Origin of the sequence: Flavobacterium calami (assembly GCF_038290035.1) — a bacterium.
GTDB classification, from domain to species: domain Bacteria; phylum Bacteroidota; class Bacteroidia; order Flavobacteriales; family Flavobacteriaceae; genus Flavobacterium; species Flavobacterium calami.
On sequence record NZ_JBBYHS010000001.1, the window covers coordinates 386,922 to 409,008 of the forward strand.

The following is a 22,087-nucleotide window of genomic DNA, read 5'->3' on the forward strand; positions in this document are numbered from 1 at the left end:
TAATAAAAACTAGAGCCCTAGCCCAGATGGAAGCGGCATCCTTTTTATTTTTTCTTTAAAAATAAAAAGATACAGCGGACAGCGGGAATAGCTTCTTATTAAAAAATTCAACATTAACATTTCATTTAATTACTGTTCAAGGATATAATTACTATTTTTGAGGCTCTTTCAAAAATTCGAATCACGATATGCGAAAAACTCAGCTCTTTTTAATTTTCTTAATCAGCATACAAATATCTTTTGCCCAACAGCCACAAAAACCTAATGCTGTTGAGATTTACAACCAAATTCAAAAACTAAATTTTCTGGGGTCAGTCCTGTATCTCGCAGCGCATCCTGATGATGAAAATACCCGTTTAATATCTTATTTATCAAATGAAGTTAATGCAAGAACTGCGTATTTATCATTAACCAGAGGCGACGGCGGACAAAATCTGATTGGTCCTCAGTTACGTGAATTATTGGGTGTTATCAGAACTCAGGAATTAATTGAAGCCCGAAAAATTGATGGCGGAGAACAGTTTTTTTCACGTGCGAATGATTTTGGTTTTTCTAAAAATCCGGATGAAACTTTAAAAATCTGGGATAAAGACAAAGTCCTTGCCGATGTGGTCTGGACTATCAGAAAATTTCAGCCCGATGTGATAATCAATCGTTTTGACCATAGATCACCGGGAACAACACACGGACATCACACTTCGTCTGCAATGCTTAGTGTCGAGAGTTTTAATTTAACCAATAATCCTAAAATATATCCTGAACAGCTCAAATACGTAAGTACATGGCAAGTAAAAAGACAGTTTTTTAATCCGTCGTGGTGGTTTTTTGGAAGTCAGGAAAAATTCGATGCTGCAGATAAATCCAAATATTATGCATTGGAAACCGGCGTTTATTATGCCGGCATCGGAAAATCGAATCAGGAAATTGCCGCTTTGAGCCGAAGCCGCCATCAGTCACAAGGGTTTGGAAGTACCGGAAGCCGAGGTGATGAAACAGAATATCTTGAACTTATTAATGGCGAAAAACCTAAAAACCGTAATGATTTATTTGACGGAATTGATACGAGCTGGAACCGTGTAAAAAACGGCAAACCAATTGGTGAGCTGATTTCGCAGATTATTAAAAATTATAATTTCAGTAATCCTTCAGCCAGTGTTCCTGATTTACTGAAAGCTTATTCAATGATTCAGTCCTTAGAAGATCCGCATTGGAAGACTATTAAACTGGCCGCAATAAGAAATATTATTGCATCCAGTACCGGATTATATCTTGAAGCTGTAGCTGAAGAACAGGAAGCTACTCCGGGGAGTATTATCAAATTAAACCTTGAAGCGATTAACAGAAGTGCTGTTGAAATGCAGCTGGTAAGTGTAACTTCGTTACCGGACAACAAAACGACACTTCAAAACAGTATTCTAAAAAACAATAACGATCAGAAGTCTAAAATTGAAATTCAGCTTCCTGATACAATTGAATATACACAGCCCTATTGGCTTAAAGAAAAAGCCACTGTGGGAATGTACACCGTTTCTAATCAGGAAATCATCGGGATTCCGGATATCATCAGAGAAGTTAAAGTTGTTTTTAATCTAAAAATTAATGGCATAGAGATTCCGTTTGAACGAATTGTGGTTTATAAATACAATGACGGCGTAAAAGGCGAAATGTATAATTTCCTGGACATCGTACCTGAAGTCAGCACTTCTATTCTGCAAAAAGTCTTAATTTTTAAGGATACGAAAAGTAAAATGATTCCGGTAAAAGTTCGTGCGGGCAAAAACGGAATTAAAGGAAATTTACAATTGGAACTTCCTAAAAGCTGGATAGTCTCTCCTAAAGAAATTCCATTTACGCTGGATAAAAAAGGTATGGAACAAACTTTCTATTTTGAAGTTATTCCTCCATCCAATCCGGAAGAAGCTGTTGCTAAAAGTGTAGTTGTAGCAGAAAATAAAAGTTTTGACAAAGATCAGACTATCCTTGATTTTAATCATATTACAAAACAATTGGTCTTAAAATCAGCAGAATCAAAATGTATCCGGATTGATTTAAAAACTACTGGAGACGCAATTGGCTATATCATGGGTGCTGGTGATGAAGTTCCTGAAAGCCTGACACAAATGGGTTATAAAGTGACTATTTTGAAACCTGAAGAAATTACACCCGAAAAATTAGAATCTTTCAATGTCATCATTACAGGAATTCGTGCTTACAACACAGTAAAAGCTTTGGCTAACAAACAATCAGTACTTTTTGATTTTATAAAAAGTGGTAAAACAATGATTGTGCAATACAATACGAATAGCAGATTAATTACTGATAAAATTGCGCCTTATTCGCTTAAACTTTCAGATGACAGGGTTACTGAGGAAAATGCTAAGGTTACTTTCCTGGCAACGGATCATCCTGTTTTAAACACTCCGAACAAAATCAGCACAAAAGATTTTGAAGGCTGGACTCAGGAACAGGGGTTGTATTATCCTAATCAGTTTGATCCTGCTTTTACCCCGATTATATCCTCACATGACAAAGGCGAATCTGAGAAAAACGGGGCTTTATTGGTCGCTCCTTACGGAAAAGGTTACTATATTTATACCGGTTTAAGCTTTTTTAGAGAATTACCGGAGGGTGTAGCCGGAGCTTACCGATTGCTTTCAAACATTATTTCGTTAAAACAGCCTGTAGAAGCTCCAAAGGCAGAGTTAAAAAACTAAAAAAAACTAAAATGGAAGCGAGAAAAGAAAAAAAATGGAAAAAAAGTTACACCTATGTATTAGTCGCTAACGTGATTTACATTGTTATCTTTTTCTTAATCATGCAATTATACTCTTAACACATGCAGCTATTTGATTGGTTGGTACTTATTGTTACTCTTTTATTTATCGTTGGATATGGATCCTGGAAAACAAAAGGAAGCAAAAATGTCGAAGATTTTATTTTAGGAAATAATGAAACTCCATGGTACACCGTTGGACTTTCTGTAATGGCTACACAGGCCAGTGCCATTACTTTTTTATCCACACCAGGGCAAGCCTATCATGACGGAATGGGTTTTGTGCAATTTTATTTTGGATTACCAATTGCCATGATTGTCATTTGTCTGACATTCATCCCGTTATACCATAAATACAAAGTATTTACAGCTTATGAATTCCTTGAAAAACGATTCGATGTAAAAACACGCTCGTTGGCCGCTATATTATTTTTGGTTCAGAGAGGTCTGGGAACCGGTTTGACCATCTATGCCCCTGCAATTATTTTATCGGCTCTTTTAGGGTGGAATCTGACTTTAATGAATATTATTATTGGTGTACTCGTTATAATTTATACTTTTTCAGGAGGTACAAAAGCTGTAAATGTTACTCAAAAACAGCAAATGTTTGTAATTATGACCGGAATGTTTATCACTTTCTTCCTGATTTTGCATTATCTGCCTCAGGATATGACTTTTTCAAGTGCCATGCATATTGCCGGAGCAAATGATAAAATGAATATTGTAGATTTTTCTTTTGATCCGGAAGAAAAATATACCTTATGGAGCGGAATTACAGGGGGATTTTTCCTCATGCTGGCTTATTTTGGAACAGATCAGTCACAGGTAGGCCGATATCTGTCCGGAAAATCAGTAAAAGAAAGTCAAATGGGATTAATCATGAACGGATTATTAAAAGTACCAATGCAGTTTTTTATATTGCTGACTGGGGTTATGGTGTTTGTGTTTTTTCAATTTAATCCAGTTCCATTAAATTTTAATCCGAATAATAAAATTGTCATTGAAAAGTCAAAATATAAAGAGGATTACCATGCTCTAGAACTTAAACTTGATAAGCTTTCTGAAGATAAAAAAGTAATCAATCTTTTATATATCGAACAGCTTAATCAGGATTATGACAACCCGATCCTAAGAAAAGAACTGGTTGCTTTATCCAATAAAGAAAAAGATTTACGCGATAAAGCAAAAGAAATTATTTCGAAAGCAGACAGTAATAGTGAGACTAATGACAAGGATTATGTGTTCTTTCATTTCATTTTGAATTATCTGCCCAAAGGTCTCATCGGTTTATTACTGGCTGTGATAATTTCTGCTGCTATGTCATCTACAGCTTCCGGTTTAAATGCCCTTGCATCGACAACTGCGATCGATATCTACAAACGAAACCTAAAGGAGGAGAAATCTGAAAAACATTATCTCAATGCTACCAAATTTTTTACACTTTTTTGGGGATTGATCGCAATACTTTTTGCCTGTGTGGGAACCTTATTTGAAAATTTAATTCAGCTGGTTAATATCATTGGTTCTATATTTTACGGAACAGTACTGGGAATATTTCTTGTTGGTTTTTATTTGCACAAAGTCCAGGCCAAACCAATGTTTTATAGTGCTATCATTAGTCAGACAACCATTTTTATTATTTATTATTTTATGATATACATCTATCCGAGTGACCAGGAAAAACTTGGTTATTTATGGTTAAATTTTATAGGTGCAATTTTAACTATTCTTTTATCTTTATTCATCCAGTTTGTATTTTTCAAAAGAAATACTCATCTGTTAAATAAATTATAAAATATAAAATATGCTGAGTTTTAATTTTACACCATTTCCTGTCATAGAAACAGAACGTTTGATTTTAAGACAAATAACAAACAACGATGTAAATGAAGTTTTTGAATTGCGGTCTAATCCCGAAACGATGAAATATATTCCGAGACCTTTGGTAAAAACAACCGAAGATGCTCTGGAACACATTGCCATGATTGAAGAAAAAATCATATCAAACACAGGAATCAATTGGGGAATTACATTAAAAGGGAGTTCTAAACTACTTGGTCTTATTGGCTTTTACAGAATTCAGCCAGAAAATTATCGCGCTGAAATCGGCTATATGCTACTTCCGGATTTTCATGGAAAAGGAATTATCCCCGAAGCCGTAAATCGATTGATCACTTATGGTTTTAATGATTTAAAACTACACTCAATTGAAGCCGTGATAGATCCTAAAAATACGGCTTCAGAAAAGGTTTTACAAAAATGTGGCTTTGTCAAAGAAGCTCATTTAAAAGAATGTGATTTTTTTGAAGGTAAATTTCTGGACAAGGTAATTTATTCATTACTCTCACATTAAAATCATTATTCAGAAAAATTAGAACAAACTTCATATTTTATAATAGTAAAATACTTCGTTAAACTATATTTGCAGGCAAAACAAGAAAAAATCTTGTTGGAGTCCAAAATCATGAAAAAAAAAATTATTGCAATCCTTTTTATTACTTCAATCAGTTCTTATAGCCAGACTTATTTAAAATTTAATGCATTTACAGCATTAGCTCTTATGCCTAATATTGGTGTAGAAACTAGTATTGGCGAAAAAACCACCTTTAGTTTTGATATTATGGCTTCCTTTTGGGAATCAATTGACGGTAAAAAACCTATGAAGTTTGCTACGTTTACCCCAGAAATACGATATAATTTTAAAGAAAAATATAACGGTTTTTATGTAGGAGGACATATAGGTTTTGATACTTTTGAACTCCAGAAATGGACCTATTGGAATAAATTACCTACTTGGTACGAAACAGGAATGGGATACAGAATTGGTGCCACAATTGGTTATAATACAAAACTTAGTGAAAAATTTTTACTGGATATTTTTTTAAGAGGAGGCTGGCATCAGGGATACTACAAAGGGCATTATAACGATGGAACACCCGGAAGCTATGAAAATGTTAAAAACTGGAACAAAAGTGGTGAATGGCTGCCTTACGGAGGAGGAATTATGCTTTCATATAAATTAAATTAATCCTTAGGGAATTTAGAAAGCGATTTCAGATATAAAGATTCGACTTTTTTTCTTGCCCAGTCTGTTTTCCTCAAAAAAGTAAGACTTGATTTTACGCTGGGATTTGAAACAAAACATTTTAGAGGAATTAATTCACCCAGAGTATCAAAACCGTAATAATTTACAAGGGTTTCAACAATATCTTTAAGTGTAATTCCATGAAGCGGATCTTTGGATTTGCTTTCCATATTCATATTTTAAATGATAAAACAAACCGCACTCTTTCTAAAAGTGCGGTCTGTTTGCAAAACTAACGAATTGATACAAAACAATTCACTAATTTTTAGAATAAGAACTTAAATCCAAAAGAAAGCGGTGATGTCAAATTTGGATTACTTCCTGCAAGCGCCGTATTGTAAAACGGATCAACATTTGCAACGTGCGCTAATCCAAAATTGGTAACTGTAGTTTTTTCTCCATTTTTAGACTCCAGAGTTGTAGTGGTAAAATTTGCCAAATCATAAGAAAACTCGACTGAGAAGTTTTTAGTGATAAAATAATCAAAACCTCCCGATACAGATAAGCCAAACTGATTTACTTTTAGCTCACTTTCCTTTTCTTTTCCGGTGATTACTGGCAAGGCTGCTTGTCCGAAGAAATACAATGAGCCAGCTATGTTCCAATATTTTCTCACCAAGGGCTGAATAACAATCAGATCTGTTTTTGCTGCCGTTCCTGCATCTGATTCTGCTTTGATATTGATATAACCAACTCCTGCTCCTACAACAACTGATGGAGTTACAAATGTTCCAACAATTGGCAGTACCGATAAACTTGTGTTTTTTTCATCTGCCGTTTTGGTCTGCTGATAACCAAATTGAGAAGTTGCAAACCATGTTCCTTTTAAGCCCTGACTTCCTTCCTGAGCTTTCGCAGTTAAACCAATTAATACTACACTCATTAATGTTACAATTTTTTTCATGTCATTATATTTATTAATTACATGACAAACTTATGTCGAAGCTTTTGTGGCGGGGATGATTAAAATCATAGATTAAAAAAAATCTTTAATTATATTTATGCTCATTAAAGTTTTACAATTTTACCTATTTTTGCATCATGTTAAAATCAGTCAATATACTTAATAAAAGAGCCCGGTTTGATTATGAAATAATCGATACCTACACTGCGGGAATTGTTTTGGCAGGAACGGAAATTAAATCTATCCGCTTAGGAAAAGCCAATATAACAGAAAGCTTTTGCGAATTCAGTAATAATGAACTGTTTGCTATTAATACCTATATAGAAGAATATTCTTTTGGCAATCAGTTCAATCACAAATCACGAAGTGAAAGGAAATTATTATTGAACCGAAAAGAATTAAAGAATCTTCAGAAAAGTGTTCAGGCAAAAGGATTAACAATTGTTCCGCTAAAATTGTTCACGAATGAGAAAGGACTGGCAAAACTTCAGATTGGACTTTGTAAAGGAAAGAAAAATTACGATAAACGTGAATCCCTGAAAGAACAGGACACTAAACGTGATCTGGACCGTATTAAAAAAGCTTTTAATTAATTCACTTCAAATCAGCAACTTTTAATATTTTATAACTAAATTTACTACAACAACAAATTTAATTATATAGTATATGAAAAAGTGCTTACCCTTATTTATTGTTTTTGTCTTTATAAGCTGTGGTACCAGCAACACCTCAATTGTAAATAGCTGGAGAGATCCCGACGTAACTGTAGCAAAAGAAAGTTTTAAGAAAGTTCTGGTTGTTGCCTTAGTAAAAGATGAAGCATCGAGAAGGATTACCGAAAATAGGATTGCTTCTATAAATCCTATATTCAGGACTTCTTATCAGATCCTCAACAACACTAATTTACAGTTTACGCAGGAACAGAAATTACAAATATTAAAAGATGAAAATTTTGACGGTGTCATCACAATGCGTCTGGTAAGTGCTGAAAAAGAAACCAATTATGTCCCGGGAACTAATACAGGTCTTTATTATGGCGGTTTTGACGGAATGTACGGAGGAATGTACGGTTATGGTTTTGGAAACTGGTACGGAATGTATTCTGTCAATTTTTATGACCCAGGCTATTATCAGGAAACAACCGCTTATATGGTAGAAACTAATGTTTTTTCATTAAAAGACAACAAATTAATATGGACAGGCACAACTAAGTCTGAATATGCTACAGATTTAGGACTAACTGTAGACGCTATAATGCAGGCTGTAGTAAAAGAGATGAGAAAAGACGGTAGTCTTCCTCCAAAATAATAAAACAATCAAAAGCAATATTCACTATTGCTTTTTTTATATAAAATCTGATGACAAAATTAGTCAATATCTTTTATGAAATCACTTCTTAAAAATGCCAGAGAACAGAAAGGTCTAAAAACCCGTGAGGTTGCACAAACTCTTGGCATTGATCAGGCTCTAATCAGTAAATTTGAAAGCGGACTCAGAAAACCAACAAGAGATCAGGTTACAAGATTGGCTAACCTTTTAGAAATTGATTACGAAACATTAATGATTGCATGGTTAAAAGAAAAAATTTTATACGAAATTGAAAATGAAGAATTCGCTTTAAAAGCCCTTACAGCTGCAGAAGAAGAACTTAAGTATCAAAAATCTGTTTCAAAAATAAAATTATCTTCTGTCTTAGAAAAAACACTTAAGGAAATTGATATTTTAAAAGCTCAATTACACACTTACCCTAAAAAAAACTATGCCGAAATCTCCAAAACGACCGAATTAGAATATATTTTTGAGAGCAACCGGTTAGACGGAAATTCAATGACACCTCAGGAAACTGAATTGGTAATCAACCAGGGACAAACAATTTCCGGCAAAAGCATGCGGGAACATCTGGAAGCTGTCAATCATCAGGAAGCAATTCGCTTTATAAAAGATCTGCAAAAAAACAATTCATTTAATGAACTCAAGCTTTTATCCATGCATAACATAATTCTAAGAGGAATAAATACTGAAAATGCCGGAAATTACAGGAAGAAAACATTTTTAAAAAACGAAAATACAAACATTGGGACAGAGCATTCAATAATTCCTAAAGAAATGCAAAACTACTTTTTTTGGTATGAAGTCAACAAAAACAAACTACACCCGGTCATTCTGGCAGCAGAAATGCATATTCGCCTTTTAAAAATATGCCCTTTTGCTGAAGCTAATGAAAAAACGGCAAGATTAGTAATGACCTTAATTTTATTCCAACACGAATATCCAATTGCAATTATAAAAGAAAAAAACAGAAAACAATATGAAGAATTGACAATAAACGATAATGCAGAAGATTTTATATTTTTTATTGCCCGGACAGTAAAAGAAAGTTTAGAAAACATCTTAGAATGACTAATTAAAAATCAATTCTCTATATTCAAAAAGGCTTTTCCAAGATTTTCAGTAATATCAGAGGCTGTAAAAGACTGATAACCGGTTTGTGGAAGCGCAATATCTGCGGTTAAACCGTGAATAAAAACACCCAGTTTTGCAGCCTCGCAAGGTTCATAATTCTGCGCCAAAAGTCCTGTTATAATTCCGGTAAGCACATCACCACTCCCAGCAGTTGCCAAAGCAGCATTTCCTGTAGTATTTTGATAAACTTTGGTTTGATTAATAATAAAAGTCGGCACACCTTTCATCACAATAATTATTTTATATTGCTCAGAAAAAGCAATTGCTTTTTGAAACTTTTCAGATTCAGAATCCCATTTTCCTATCAGCCTTTCCAGTTCTTTTTGATGTGGTGTGAAAATTGTATTTTCAGAAACTAATTCGAGCCACGCCTTATTCTCAGAAAGAATGTTTAAAGCATCTGCATCAAGAACCAGAGCAGATGTATTGGTTCTTAAAAATTCAAATAAAGCCTTTTGTGTGGCAAGCTCCTGCCCCATTCCGGAACCAATTCCGATTGCTTTTGGAATTAATGGCAGGTGAATATGTGTAATAAAATTTGTGTTTTCATCTGTAACAACCATCACTTCTGGAATTGAGATCTGAAGAATTTGGTACCCACATTTTGGGGTAAAAGTCGTTACAAGACCGCAACCCGATTTCAGACAGGATTTTGAAGCCATAACTGCCGCTCCAACTTTACCATAACTTCCCGCAATAATCACGGCATGTCCCTGAAGTCCTTTGTGTGTCAATGGATTTACAGATTTATAAAACTTTAAAATTTCTTCTTTGGTGATTAGATATGGAGACTTCATCTAAATGTTTTTTTTGTAGATTAAAATTACATAAATTATTGAAATCTTCAATATGCCTTAAAAACGATTACTCCTTAGCCCTGATAGCAGCGACATCCTTTTTGTTTTGCTTCCAAAAACAAAAAGATATAGCGGATAGCAGGAAATAGCTTCAAAATATTGCGAAATTTATAATTTAGGCTATCCAAATTCGATATTTTTTGAATAAATTTGTGGCTCAATTTTATAAGACAATACAATGAAAAATACTGCGCTTACGCATATACATGAAGGTTTAGGGGCTAAAATGCTTCCTTTTGCAGGTTATAATATGCCAATTACGTATGAAGGTGTGAATGCTGAACACGAATCGGTTCGTAATGGTGTGGGCGTTTTTGACGTTTCGCATATGGGTGAATTTTTATTAACAGGTCCAAATGCTCTCGCATTGATTCAAAAAGTAACTTCAAATGATGCTTCGACTCTGACAATTGGACGAGCTCAATATTCTTGTCTTCCAAACAATGAAGGCGGAATTGTGGATGATTTGATTGTATATAAAATGAAAGAAGAACAGTATTTACTGGTTGTAAATGCTTCTAATATTGAAAAAGACTGGAACTGGATTTCTTCTCACAATGATTTGGGAGTAGAAATGAAAAACCTTTCTGATGATTATTCTCTTTTGGCAATTCAGGGGCCAAAAGCTGTTGAAGCGATGCAGTCTTTAACTTCTGTTGATTTGTCTGCGATTGCATATTATCATTTTGAAGTAGGCGATTTTGCCGGAATTGAGCATGTAATTATCTCTGCAACTGGTTACACAGGTTCTGGTGGATTTGAAATTTACTGCAAAAATGATGAAGCTGAACAGGTTTGGAACAAAGTTTTTGAAGCCGGAGCTGCTTTTGGCATCAAACCAATTGGTCTTGCTGCACGTGATACTTTGCGCCTTGAAATGGGATTCTGTTTGTACGGAAACGATATTAACGACACTACTTCTCCTCTTGAAGCAGGTTTAGGATGGATTACCAAATTCACTAAAGACTTCACAAACTCTGAAGCTCTTAAAAAACAAAAAGAAACCGGCGTAACCAGAAAATTAATTGGATTTGAAATGCAGGAACGCGCTGTACCAAGACACGATTATGAAATCGTAGATTCTTCGGGGACTGTGATCGGGATTGTAACTTCCGGGACAATGTCGCCAACTTTGGGTAAAGGAATCGGTCTAGGATATGTTACAGTATCAAATAGTGCGGTTGACAGTGATATTTTCATCAGAATCAGAAAAAATGATGTTCCTGCCAAAGTAGTTAAATTGCCTTTTTATAAAAAATAATATATACTTTTAATAAGTCACAAATGCATTACAATTTAAAGGTTGTAATGCATTTTTTCTTAAAAAATTAATCAACCTGAGCGTTTTAAATTCAAAAATCAACAGTTGACCACCGTACTCCTGACTGTATTTCACATACAAAATATTTAATCGTCGATATTTTGAAGAAAATACTGTCATTATAAAAAAATAAGCGTAACTTTAATCTAATCGATGATTGTTATGTTTATGAATAAAATCCGATTAATATTATTATTGTTCACAAGCGTTCTATTTGGTCAAAATAGTGACAAAACGTGTCTGATAGTAAACAAAATAAACATCCTTATCCAGTCAGAACATATCAGACCTAAACCTGTTGATGACAGTTTATCGGTTTTTGTTTTTGACAATCTCATCAACGAATTAGACCCTTCCCGAAATATATTTTACAAAACCGAATATGACGATTTAGCAAAACGTTATCGTTTTAATTTAGATGACCTGATTTTAAAAGGAGATTGTTCGTTTTTATCTGATATAATTACCCAATACACCAATGGACTCCTCAGAACCAAAATTGTTTTAGAAAAAATTAAGACCGGAAATATTGATTACACCAAAAAAGACACTATTCGATTTTACAAAAAAGCTTTTTCTTTTTATCTGAAAAAAGAAAATTTAGAAAAAGTATGGACAAAAAAAATACGTTACCAAATTTTGGATGATATTTCAGAAATGGGCAATAACTTAGACTCCCTTAAAACTAATTTTAAAACCTTAGAATTAAAATCGAAAGACTTTATTGTTTCAAACGAAATCTGCCGAATTAATACACTTTTAGAAAGAAAAGATTCTCAGCAGGAAAAACTGTACAACTATTTTTGCAGCTATTTTGATCCTCACACCGCTTATTTTAGTGATGATTCTAAATCCAGCTTTGTGGCTTCCTTATCAAAAGAACATCTTTCTTTAGGAATGAGCATAAAATTGAACGAAAAAAACGAAATCATCATAGAAGAACTGGATCCAAACGGTCCGGCTTTTCAAACCGGGCTAATAAAAAAAGGAGACCAGATTGTTTCTATTTCCAATCAGAAAGAAACTTTACAGGTTTCATGTGCTTCTCTGGAATTGATATCAACTATGATTATGTCTGAATCGAACAAAAACATCACATTGACATTAAAGAGAAATTCAGGTCAAAATTTTGATGTGTATATCGAAAAACAACTCATGAAAGACGAAGAAAATTCGGTTTACAGTTTTGTTGTCGGAAAAGAAAATAAAATCGGCTATATCAAAATACCAAGTTTTTATGCTGATTTAGAATCTAATAGTCAGAAAGGATGTGCCGATGATGTTGCCCGTGAAGTTATAAAACTTGAAAGAGACAACATAAAAGGACTTGTAATTGATTTGATTGACAATGGCGGCGGCTCAATGGAAGAAGCCATCAGAATGGCTGGAATGTTTGTAGATTATGGTCCGATTTCTATAGTGGTCGATAACCGCCAGGAAAAATCTGTAATCAACGATCCCTACAGAGGACTTATTTACCGAGGACCAATTGTAGTTTTGGTAAACAGCAATACAGCTTCTGCCAGTGAATTTTTTGCATCTATATTACAAGATTACAACCGGGCATTATTATTGGGCAGCAGCACATTGGGGAAAGCCACAATGCAAACTTTCCTTCCGCTTGACGAAAACACAACTACTGATTTTTTAAAAATATCAATTAATAAATTTTACAGAGTTACAGGAAAAAGTCATCAAAATACCGGAGTTATACCAGATGTTATCCTGCCTGAATTTTACGAAAATGTATATCAGAAAGAAAGCAATTTTCCAACGGCAATTCAAAATGACAGCATTGTTTCCCTATTGAAATACAAACCCTATGTAAAGAGAATTCTAATTGATAAAATTGCGAAAAATAGTTCCGCGAGGCTTCAAGACAATATATACTTTAACGAAATAAAAAAAATAAATTCTAAAATCGACGAAATAATTAACACTCCAAAAACTGAAGTTCCAATGACTTTAGAATCGGTTTTTGAACAAAAGGAAATACGAAGCGCAATATGGACAGAAATTAACCATTTTAATGACAAAAATAATCCGTTGGATATCTATAATTCTACCGTCAATCAGTTTTTACTTGGTGTTTACCCAGATGAAAAATTAGTCAATCAATACCAGATTGACAATCTTAAAAACAATCCATATCTAAATGAAGCTGTAAATATTATTAAAGAGTTTAATGCTTCTAAATAAACTTCATTAATGATACAGAAGCAAGAAATCGTAATCCTGACTCTTATTTTAATTAACCAGACACTTATTTTAATTAAAAAGAATAGATTTTGATTTTGGAAAAATAAGGAATAACCGTATTTTTGCCTCACAAAACTTAAAATTAGAAATGGGAAGAGCATTCGAATTTAGAAAAGGAAGAAAAATGAAACGATGGTCAGCAATGGCCAAAACATTTACCCGAATTGGTAAAGATATCGTTATGGCTGTTAAGGAAGGTGGTCCAAACCCGGATGCGAATTCCAGATTAAGAGCTGTAATCCAAAATGCAAAAGCGGCCAACATGCCTAAGGACAATGTTGAACGCGCTATCAAAAATGCAAGTAATAAAGATACTGCCAACTATAAAGAAATTCTTTTTGAAGGGTACGCTCCTCATGGAATTGCCATTTTGATTGAAACTGCTTCTGATAATAATAACAGAACTGTTGCTAATATTCGCAGTTACTTTAACAAATGCAACGGAACTATGGGAACTCAGGGATCTGTTGAATTTATGTTTGACCACACCTGCAATTTCAGGATTGCAAATAACGGAATCGATGCGGAAGAATTAGAACTGGAATTAATCGATTTTGGTGCAGAAGAAGTTTTTGAAGACGAAGACGGAATTTTAATATACGCTCCTTTTGGAAGCTTTGGAGCTTTACAAAAAGAATTAGAAAACAGAGGATTAGAAATTTTATCATCTGGTTTTGAGCGTATTCCACAGATTACTAAAGAATTGACAGAAGCTCAAATTGCTGACGTTGAGAAACTAATAGAAAAAATCGAAGAAGACGATGACGTAATGAACGTTTATCACACAATGAAAGAAGAATAATTTTTTCTTCATAAAACATCAAAGCTCTGGAATTCCAGGGCTTTTTGTTTATAATGACTTTAAACAATCGCTTAAGCGGATAATTATCCTGCGAACTCTTATATTTGTAAATCCAAATTTAAAATAACCTTATGAAAAATTCTAACTTCACTAAAATTGCCGTAATCATTATGGTAATATTGTTTGTAATTGTAAGCATGTTAGGCTGCACGGTACAACACAATCATTCACATACACATCATAAAACAAAAAAAATGCCTCCTGGGCAGGCTAAAAAAATATCCGGCCAAAAAAGTGCTAAAGCACACGCTCCGGGTCAGCAAAAATAATTCACTTCAAAGTCTTTTAGTCTTTCTAAAGGGCTTTTTTATTTTCATATCGTCGATTCCTTTAACCGTTTTTTAAAAAAATGTAGTATTATCCAAAAATTTAAATAACATTTTTAAAATAATCACAAATCTTCATCTGTAAATCGCAAATCCTAACTACCTTTGCACAGTCAAAAAAACACAGATATGAACTTACAGCATATTCCACAAATTAAGCATACTGATAGTGGAAATTTCTTTTTGTTGGCGGGACCTTGCGCTATCGAAGGAGAAGAAATGGCTCTCAGAATTGCTGAAAAATTAGTTGGTATTACCGACAAACTTCAGATTCCTTATGTTTTTAAAGGATCTTTTAAAAAAGCCAACCGCTCCAGAATTGATAGTTTTTCAGGAATTGGTGACGAAAAAGCATTAAAAATTTTACAAAAAGTTTCTGAAACTTTCCATATTCCAACTGTTACAGACATACATACCAATGAGGATGCGGATAAAGCAGCACAATATGTAGATGTATTACAAATTCCGGCCTTTTTAGTACGTCAGACTGATCTGGTTGTAGCTGCTGCAAATACCGGGAAAACAGTTAACCTTAAAAAAGGACAATTTATGAGTCCTGAAAGCATGAAACATGCCGTACAAAAAGTCTTGGATTGTAACAACGAAAATGTTATGGTTACAGACCGTGGTACTATGTTTGGGTATCAGGACATGATTGTTGATTATCGCGGAATCCCGACTATGCAGCAATATGCCACAACAGTTTTGGATGTTACACACTCTTTACAACAACCTAACCAGACAGCTGGTGTGACAGGCGGAAGACCAGATATGATTGAAACCGTAGCCAAGGCTGGTATTGCCGTAGGCGTTGACGGTATCTTTATCGAAACCCATTTTGATCCTGCAAATGCTAAAAGTGACGGTGCTAATATGCTTCATTTAGACTATTTTGAAGGTCTAATGACCAAATTGGTAGCAATCAGAAAAACAGTTAATTCATTCTAATCTTATTACAGTTTAATTTCTTTGAAAAATAATTTTTTATTCTTGCCTTTTTTCTTAATGTGTTTTGCTGTGAACACGTTTGCTCAGGAAGAAATTGCAATACAAGACAAATACACGGCACACAATAAAGGAAAATTCTTTGTTTCGTGGGGAGGAAACAGAGAGAGTTATTCAAAATCTGACGTAACCTTCAGAGGAAAAGATTATGAATTCACTGTTCATAACATGAGTGTACATGACAAACCTAAAGGATGGCATGTCGATTATGTTAACCCATCCCGAATGACAATTCCGCAAACTAATTTAAGATTTGGGTATTTTGTGAATGACCACTATAGCGTAGCTATTGGAGTAGATCACATGAAATATGTAATGACACAAAATCAGATTGCAAATGTTACCGGTTATGTAAATTTACCTGCAGATCAAATTGGTTCAGCCCACAATGGTGTCTACAATAACACCCCTGTAGATTTTACAGACGAAACTTTTTTAACTTACGAACATACTGATGGTTTAAATTACGTAAACACAGAAGTTTCAAGACATGATGACATTTCAAAATGGTTTAGACTTCCTAATATCGATAAGGTTCAGATTAACTTAACAGAAGGTCTTGGGGCCGGACTTTTATATCCAAAAACAAACACCAAGCTTTTAGGAAAAGAACGTCATGATGATTTTCATGTTTCAGGTTACGGAGTATCTGCTAAAGCCGGAATCAATGTTACTTTTTTCAAACACTTCTATATTCAGGGAGAGTTAAAAGGCGGTTATATTAACATGCAGGATATCAAAACTACAGCAAGTAATGATGATAGTGCGTTTCAGGACTTTTTCTTCTTTCAGCGAATTATTGCTTTTGGCGGTATTTTCAGAATCTAAAATATTATAATTCAATATAAAAAAGCAGGCTCATATATTAATTTGAAGCCTGCTTTTTGTTTTTACTCCGTATACATATTCAGCAGATTAGTCACTGTATTCCAGTTTCTGATGGTTGCCGTGACATTGAGTTTCTTCTCAATATATTTTTGATCAAATCTCGTTTTTCCGGCACCAACAGCATATTTTATAAAAATCCTGTTGCCGTCAATGCTTGCTTCATCAGGTTTAAACTGACTTACTTTTAAATCATTTATGTTTTCTTTTTTCAAAGCAATTGAAACAAAAGCAACATACATTTTTTTGGTATCGGAATTTTTCTCTTTTAAAAAAGGATTATTTTTAAAACACAACTCCAAATCTTCTTTTGTAATTACCACCACAGGAACTTCATGCCCAAAGACTTTAAAAATTTCCTGTTTAATCATAAACCCTACTTTTGAAGTACTTTCTTCTTCTGTATCAACAAAAACATTTCCTGATTGCAGATAGGTTCGTACGTTTTGAAAACCAATATTTTCTAACATTGCTTTCAAAGCTTCCATTTTCATCATATTATGTCCTGAAACGTTGATGCCTCGTAAAAGTGCTAAGTGGGTTGTCATCTGTTATTATTTTATTTTCCAAAGATATTATTTTCTGGTCTGTAATTTCGAATACCTGTTTTCAAATTTCCTAATTAAAATTTATCTTCGCTTTTTAATAAAATTCGAATTGCCTAAATCTAAAATAAGTAATCTAAATAATTAAATGTCTAATAATCTTCTAGAAACCCCTATCGAATACTTAAAAGGTGTTGGTCCAAGTCGTGGCCAGTTGCTTCGTAAGGAATTGGGTATTCATAAATATGGAGATTTAGTCAATCTTTTTCCGAATCGATATATTGACAGAACACGTTATTATAAGATTAACGAATTGCAGAATACAGGTTCTGAAGTACAGATTATTGGAAAAATAATTCACATTAAAACGGTTGAATTTGCTAAAAACAAAAAGCGTCTTGTCGCCACGTTTGTTGACGACACCGGGCAAATTGATCTAAATTGGTTTCAGGGACATAAATGGATTCGCGAAAGTTTAAAACTGAATGAAACTTTGGTTATTTTTGGAAAATGTTCATTGTACGGAAGTCAGTTCAGTATGGCACATCCGGAAATTGAATTATTAAGTGAACATGAGAGAAGCTTACGTTCGGCTATGCAGCCCGTTTACCCTTCGACTGAAGCCTTGGCTAATAAAGGAATTTCGAACCGTACAATAAACAAATTGATGGAACAGCTTTTTCTGGAAACACAAGCATTGTTTACAGAAACTTTTCCCCCTTATTTAATTGAAGAGTTAAAGCTGATTCCAAAACGAGCAGCTTTATTTAATATTCATTTTCCCAAAAGTGCTGAAATTTTAGCGAAAGCACAATTCCGACTAAAATTTGAAGAACTGTTCTTTATTCAGTTGCAATTAATTACAAAAAATCTCATTCGAAAACATAAAATAAAAGGGCATCCATTTGACAAAGTGGGAGAACTTTTTAATGAATTTTATAAAAATCATCTTCCTTTTGATTTAACGAATGCACAAAAAAGAGTAATCAAAGAAATTAGAACCGACATGGGAAGCAACGCCCAAATGAATCGTCTGCTTCAGGGTGATGTGGGTTCGGGAAAAACGATTGTAGCTTTTATGAGTATGCTCTTGGCAATAGACAATGGCTTTCAGGCCTGTCTAATGGCTCCAACTGAAATTTTGGCTAATCAGCATTTTCTTGGTTTATCTGAATTTGCCAAAACATTAAATATCAACATCAGAATACTAACCGGTTCTACTAAAACTTCTGAAAGAAAAATTATTCATCAAGAATTAGAAAGCGGTGAACTTAAGATTTTAATTGGAACTCATGCTTTATTAGAAGATAAGGTAAAATTCCAGAATTTAGGGCTTTCTGTAATTGACGAACAGCATCGTTTTGGTGTAGAGCAAAGATCTAAATTGTGGAAAAAAAATGATATTCCTCCACACGTTTTAGTGATGACGGCCACTCCTATTCCACGAACTTTGGCTATGAGCCTGTACGGAGATCTTGACATTTCGGTCATTGACGAATTACCACCAGGAAGAAAACCAATTCAAACCGTACATCGCTATGATACTAATCGTTTGAAAGTTTGGAAATTTCTTCGGGACGAAATTGCAAAAGGAAGACAAATTTATATTGTTTATCCGCTCATTCAGGAGTCTGAGAAAATGGATTATAAGGATTTGATGGACGGTTACGAAAGTATATCGCGTGATTTTCCGCTACCACAATATTCAATTTCAATTTTACACGGAAAAATGAAACCTGCAGATAAAGATGCCGAAATGAAGCGTTTTTCAGAAGGCAAAACTAATATTATGGTAGCAACAACTGTTATCGAAGTTGGTGTAAATGTTCCAAATGCCAGTGTAATGATTATTGAAAGTGCAGAACGGTTTGGGCTTTCTCAATTGCATCAGCTGCGCGGACGTGTTGGTCGTGGTGCAGAACAGAGTTATTGTATCTTAATGACAAGTCACAAATTGAGTTCAGACAGTAAAACCCGAATGGAGACAATGGTTCAGACAAATGATGGTTTTGAAATTGCAGAAGTTGACCTTAAACTCCGCGGACCAGGCGATATGATGGGAACACAGCAAAGCGGGGTATTAAATCTGCAAATTGCCGATATTGTACGTGATCGTGATATTCTGAGTTTAGCCAGAAACTATGCTATGAAGATTTTAAAAGAAGATGGCCCTTTACAAAAACCTGAACATGCTGTACTAAAAGCCGTTTTTATTGAATTGACGAAGAAAAAAAATATCTGGAATTATATCAGTTAGAAGTATTAAAAACCAATTAATGAAAAAAACATTTGTAATTGCAGTTTGTTTCTTATCGCTTGGTCTTTATGCTCAAAACATTCAAGATCAATTAAAACAAATAACAACATTTGAAGAAGCTCAAAAGTTTATACAAGAAAATCAAAATTTTGATATCGAATTTCTCTCCTCAATACCTGAAATTGAAACTGATGAATTTGCAAAAAAACTTTTAACAGTAAAAACGGGAGATGTTTTTTCAGATACTGATTTTACCTATAAAATACTTTCTAAAAGAAAAATTCTGGCTTTTCGGGTGAGTTATATTTATCTGGATGGCAACACACTTTCAATAAAAGAAATCAATAAAACAAGAACTAAAATTTTAGAAGAATATAAAAACGGAAAATCATTTATAATTTTAGCGAAGAACCACACTATGGACAGTTCTAACGACGGTGATTTAGGCTGGTTTACTGAAGGCATGATGGTTCCTGCCTTTGAAAGTGCCATAAAAAGTCATAAAAAAAATGATGTTTTTAAAGTTGACATTCCCGACAAGGAGTGGTATTATGTTGTTTTAAAAACATTTGATGATAAAGAAGTTGAAGAGTTAAGTTTCTTTAAAATAAGAAATAGTATTAACTAATCATTTCAGATTATATCACTACAACAGTAATTGAGTAAAGTGTTTCTAAAGTTTCAAAAACTATAATTTATACTTAAAATATCACGTTCTCATCATTTTTTTCTACAACATCCACTTTCGATTCTTACCTTTGCAAAAAAATTATCTATGTCAAATATATATTTAGGGTATCATTTTTCTATCGAACCCAAAGAGCTTGGATCAGAAATATTGATAGCCGAACTGGGCGAAAAAGCATTCGAGAGTTTTACTGAAACTGAAAACGGAATTTCAGCATTTGTAAAAAAAGATTTATGGGATGAGAATATTTTAGATGACATTTATATTTTGCAATCTGACGAATTCAAAATTGAATATAAAATTGAAGAAATTGATCAGATAAACTGGAATGAAGAATGGGAGAAAAATTTCGAAGCCATTGATGTTGATGGAAAATGCCATGTTCGAGCTCCTTTTCATGAGAAAACGGAGGCCGAATTTGATATTGTAATTGAACCAAAAATGAGTTTTGGAACAGGTCATCACGAAACCACACACATGATGATTCAGCATTTATTAGAAATTGATGTAAAAAATTTAAAAACTCTGGATATGGGTTGTGGAACCGCAATTCTAGCCATATTAGCCGAAATGAAAGGTGCACATCCTATTGATGCTATTGATATTGACAACTGGTGTTTTTTAAATTCTATTGAAAATGCAGAGCGCAATAATTGTCAGCATATTACCGTTTACGAAGGTGACGCAAAATTATTGTCAGGCAAAAAATACGATTTGATTATAGCAAACATCAACCGAAATATATTACTAAACGACATGCAGTCTTACGTTGATTGCCTGAACCCAAAAGGAATTATACTTTTGAGTGGTTTTTACGAAGAAGACATCCCTTACATCGATGCCTCCTGCACTGAGAAAGGACTTACTTATGTTAAAAAGCATCAAAGAAATAACTGGGTTTCATTAAAATACGTAAATTAGATAGTAAATTACTAAGTGCAAAATCTAAAAATATGAGTACTAAAGAAAAAGTAAAAGAAAGAGTTCGGGAAAGGGAAGCTATAGGTTTCAACAACGAAATTATTGTTTATAATGATGATGTAAACACTTTTGATCATGTAATTGAAACTTTAGTTCGTGTTTGTAATCACACCCCTGAGCAGGCTGAACAATGCTCTTTAATTGTTCATTACAACGGAAAATGTACAGTAAAAACCGGTCCGATAGACAAATTGAAACCTCAATGCACTCAACTCCTGGAAGCTGGACTTAGCGCTGAAATTGTTTAATAAAAAATATAAAAAGACATTCTATATTGTTCTGTATCATGAATAACATAGAATGTTTTTTTATTTGTAAAAGCTTAGGAACAATATTTGTTCGTTCTTTACAAAGCAAAAAATCTTTTACATTTGTATTAAAAACAACGCCAAACTAATGAAAAAAACAACCTTTCTTATTGCTTTATTAATTTCTGTTACTGCATGTGTAAGCACAAAATCGACATTAAAAAATGTAGATGATAACGCCCCTGATTTAGTTTTAAGTAAAAACAATACGTTCGTCATTAAAGAATTTAGCAAGGATAAAAAATATGGCTACAATCCTGATTATCCTATCAATATTTTCTACCGAAATACCAAAGATGAAGCTCTGAATGAAGTTCGTTTTTTAAATGCTTTAGCGGGTCCTAATGGCGAGAAGATTATTTATACAAGATTAGAAACATGCTGCCCGTTTCCAACTAAAAGAAGCGATATGGGGGCCGGATTCCTTAATGTTTACGAGTTAAAATGGGAGGGTCAAAAAAAACCGGTAATACTCTATTTGAACATTTATGAAAAAGGTGTTCTAATGGTTCCAATGGGATTAAGCTTAAAAAAAGAAAACAATTAGAAAAGAATTAAATTTTTACAA

22 protein-coding genes are annotated in these 22,087 nt (G+C 33.7%); 18 read left to right on the forward strand and 4 right to left on the reverse strand.

The features are described from left to right. Window positions 1-188: 188 nt before the first annotated feature. From AAEO57_RS01305 to AAEO57_RS01320, 4 genes are all read left to right on the forward strand, one after another. On the forward strand, window positions 189-2,714 hold the full coding sequence (locus AAEO57_RS01305) for a PIG-L family deacetylase (RefSeq protein WP_341688708.1): 2,526 nt from the start codon (window positions 189-191) through the stop codon (window positions 2,712-2,714). A 122-nt stretch (window positions 2,715-2,836) separates the two neighbouring features. After that, on the forward strand, window positions 2,837-4,567 hold the full coding sequence (locus AAEO57_RS01310; protein WP_341688711.1) for a sodium:solute symporter family protein: 1,731 nt from the start codon (window positions 2,837-2,839) through the stop codon (window positions 4,565-4,567). A 10-nt stretch (window positions 4,568-4,577) separates the two neighbouring features. Then, a complete protein-coding gene (locus tag AAEO57_RS01315; protein ID WP_341688714.1) occupies window positions 4,578-5,126 on the forward strand; it encodes a GNAT family N-acetyltransferase in 549 nt (182 codons plus the stop codon). A 111-nt stretch (window positions 5,127-5,237) separates the two neighbouring features. Next, a complete protein-coding gene (locus tag AAEO57_RS01320; protein WP_341688716.1) occupies window positions 5,238-5,801 on the forward strand; it encodes a DUF3575 domain-containing protein in 564 nt (187 codons plus the stop codon). Here AAEO57_RS01320 and AAEO57_RS01325 read toward each other — a convergent pair. Next, on the reverse strand, window positions 5,798-6,028 hold the full coding sequence (locus AAEO57_RS01325) for a VF530 family protein (RefSeq protein WP_341688718.1): 231 nt from the start codon (window positions 6,026-6,028) through the stop codon (window positions 5,798-5,800). The two genes, AAEO57_RS01320 and AAEO57_RS01325, sit on opposite strands and share 4 nt — an antisense overlap. A 95-nt stretch (window positions 6,029-6,123) precedes the next feature. Further along, a complete protein-coding gene (locus AAEO57_RS01330) occupies window positions 6,124-6,762 on the reverse strand; it encodes a hypothetical protein (RefSeq protein WP_341688721.1) in 639 nt (212 codons plus the stop codon). A 137-nt stretch (window positions 6,763-6,899) separates the two neighbouring features. On the opposite strand from AAEO57_RS01330, the gene smpB reads away from it, so the two are divergent. From smpB to AAEO57_RS01345, 3 genes are all read left to right on the forward strand, one after another. After that, window positions 6,900-7,355 carry an SsrA-binding protein SmpB gene (smpB, locus tag AAEO57_RS01335; protein WP_025571512.1) on the forward strand — a complete coding sequence of 152 codons (456 nt, stop codon included), beginning with the start codon at window positions 6,900-6,902 and terminating at the stop codon, window positions 7,353-7,355. A gap of 73 nt (window positions 7,356-7,428) precedes the next feature. Next, on the forward strand, window positions 7,429-8,070 hold the full coding sequence (locus tag AAEO57_RS01340; RefSeq protein WP_341688724.1) for a hypothetical protein: 642 nt from the start codon (window positions 7,429-7,431) through the stop codon (window positions 8,068-8,070). Window positions 8,071-8,145: 75 nt separating this feature from the next. After that, window positions 8,146-9,162: a Fic family protein gene (locus AAEO57_RS01345; RefSeq protein WP_341688726.1), complete on the forward strand. Its 1,017-nt coding sequence runs from the start codon at window positions 8,146-8,148 to the stop codon at window positions 9,160-9,162. Between the two features lie 11 nt (window positions 9,163-9,173). Here AAEO57_RS01345 and AAEO57_RS01350 read toward each other — a convergent pair whose 3' ends face one another. After that, window positions 9,174-10,022, reverse strand: a complete 849-nt coding sequence (locus tag AAEO57_RS01350) for an NAD(P)H-hydrate dehydratase (protein WP_341688729.1) — start codon at window positions 10,020-10,022, stop codon at window positions 9,174-9,176. A 238-nt stretch (window positions 10,023-10,260) separates the two neighbouring features. On the opposite strand from AAEO57_RS01350, the gene gcvT reads away from it, so the two are divergent. From gcvT to AAEO57_RS01380, 6 genes are all read left to right on the forward strand, one after another. Continuing rightward, a complete protein-coding gene (gene gcvT, locus AAEO57_RS01355) occupies window positions 10,261-11,343 on the forward strand; it encodes a glycine cleavage system aminomethyltransferase GcvT (RefSeq protein ID WP_341688731.1) in 1,083 nt (360 codons plus the stop codon). A 222-nt stretch (window positions 11,344-11,565) separates the two neighbouring features. Then, a complete protein-coding gene (locus AAEO57_RS01360) occupies window positions 11,566-13,602 on the forward strand; it encodes a S41 family peptidase (protein WP_341688733.1) in 2,037 nt (678 codons plus the stop codon). Between the two features lie 148 nt (window positions 13,603-13,750). Further along, on the forward strand, window positions 13,751-14,464 hold the full coding sequence (locus AAEO57_RS01365) for a YebC/PmpR family DNA-binding transcriptional regulator (RefSeq protein ID WP_341688735.1): 714 nt from the start codon (window positions 13,751-13,753) through the stop codon (window positions 14,462-14,464). A gap of 131 nt (window positions 14,465-14,595) precedes the next feature. Then, on the forward strand, window positions 14,596-14,793 hold the full coding sequence (locus AAEO57_RS01370) for a hypothetical protein (RefSeq protein WP_341688738.1): 198 nt from the start codon (window positions 14,596-14,598) through the stop codon (window positions 14,791-14,793). Window positions 14,794-14,979: 186 nt separating this feature from the next. Then, entirely contained in the window at window positions 14,980-15,798 is an 819-nt protein-coding gene (gene kdsA / locus AAEO57_RS01375) for a 3-deoxy-8-phosphooctulonate synthase (RefSeq protein WP_341688740.1), read from the forward strand. A 21-nt stretch (window positions 15,799-15,819) separates the two neighbouring features. Continuing rightward, window positions 15,820-16,683 (forward strand): hypothetical protein, encoded by an 864-nt coding sequence (locus AAEO57_RS01380; protein WP_423972133.1) that lies wholly within the window; start codon window positions 15,820-15,822, stop codon window positions 16,681-16,683. 62 nt (window positions 16,684-16,745) lie between these two features. On the opposite strand, the gene AAEO57_RS01385 is transcribed toward AAEO57_RS01380, so the two are convergent. Beyond that, complete coding sequence (locus tag AAEO57_RS01385) at window positions 16,746-17,288, reverse strand: DUF1697 domain-containing protein (protein ID WP_341688742.1); 543 nt, start codon at window positions 17,286-17,288, stop codon at window positions 16,746-16,748. 145 nt (window positions 17,289-17,433) lie between these two features. On the opposite strand from AAEO57_RS01385, the gene recG reads away from it, so the two are divergent. The 5 genes from recG (at window position 17,434) to AAEO57_RS01410 (ending at window position 22,066) form a co-directional block, all read left to right on the forward strand. After that, window positions 17,434-19,542, forward strand: coding sequence for an ATP-dependent DNA helicase RecG (gene recG / locus AAEO57_RS01390; RefSeq protein ID WP_341688744.1), 2,109 nt, complete (start codon window positions 17,434-17,436; stop codon window positions 19,540-19,542). Between the two features lie 19 nt (window positions 19,543-19,561). Next, the gene (locus AAEO57_RS01395) at window positions 19,562-20,170 is read left to right on the forward strand and encodes a peptidylprolyl isomerase (protein ID WP_341688746.1); all 609 of its coding nucleotides are present in this window, start codon (window positions 19,562-19,564) and stop codon (window positions 20,168-20,170) included. Window positions 20,171-20,317: 147 nt separating this feature from the next. Continuing rightward, window positions 20,318-21,151, forward strand: a complete 834-nt coding sequence (prmA, locus tag AAEO57_RS01400) for a 50S ribosomal protein L11 methyltransferase (protein WP_341688748.1) — start codon at window positions 20,318-20,320, stop codon at window positions 21,149-21,151. Between the two features lie 32 nt (window positions 21,152-21,183). Next, complete coding sequence (locus AAEO57_RS01405; RefSeq protein ID WP_341688750.1) at window positions 21,184-21,459, forward strand: ATP-dependent Clp protease adaptor ClpS; 276 nt, start codon at window positions 21,184-21,186, stop codon at window positions 21,457-21,459. A 148-nt stretch (window positions 21,460-21,607) separates the two neighbouring features. Then, on the forward strand, window positions 21,608-22,066 hold the full coding sequence (locus tag AAEO57_RS01410; RefSeq protein ID WP_341688751.1) for a 2-dehydro-3-deoxyphosphooctonate aldolase: 459 nt from the start codon (window positions 21,608-21,610) through the stop codon (window positions 22,064-22,066). Window positions 22,067-22,087: the final 21 nt, after the last annotated feature.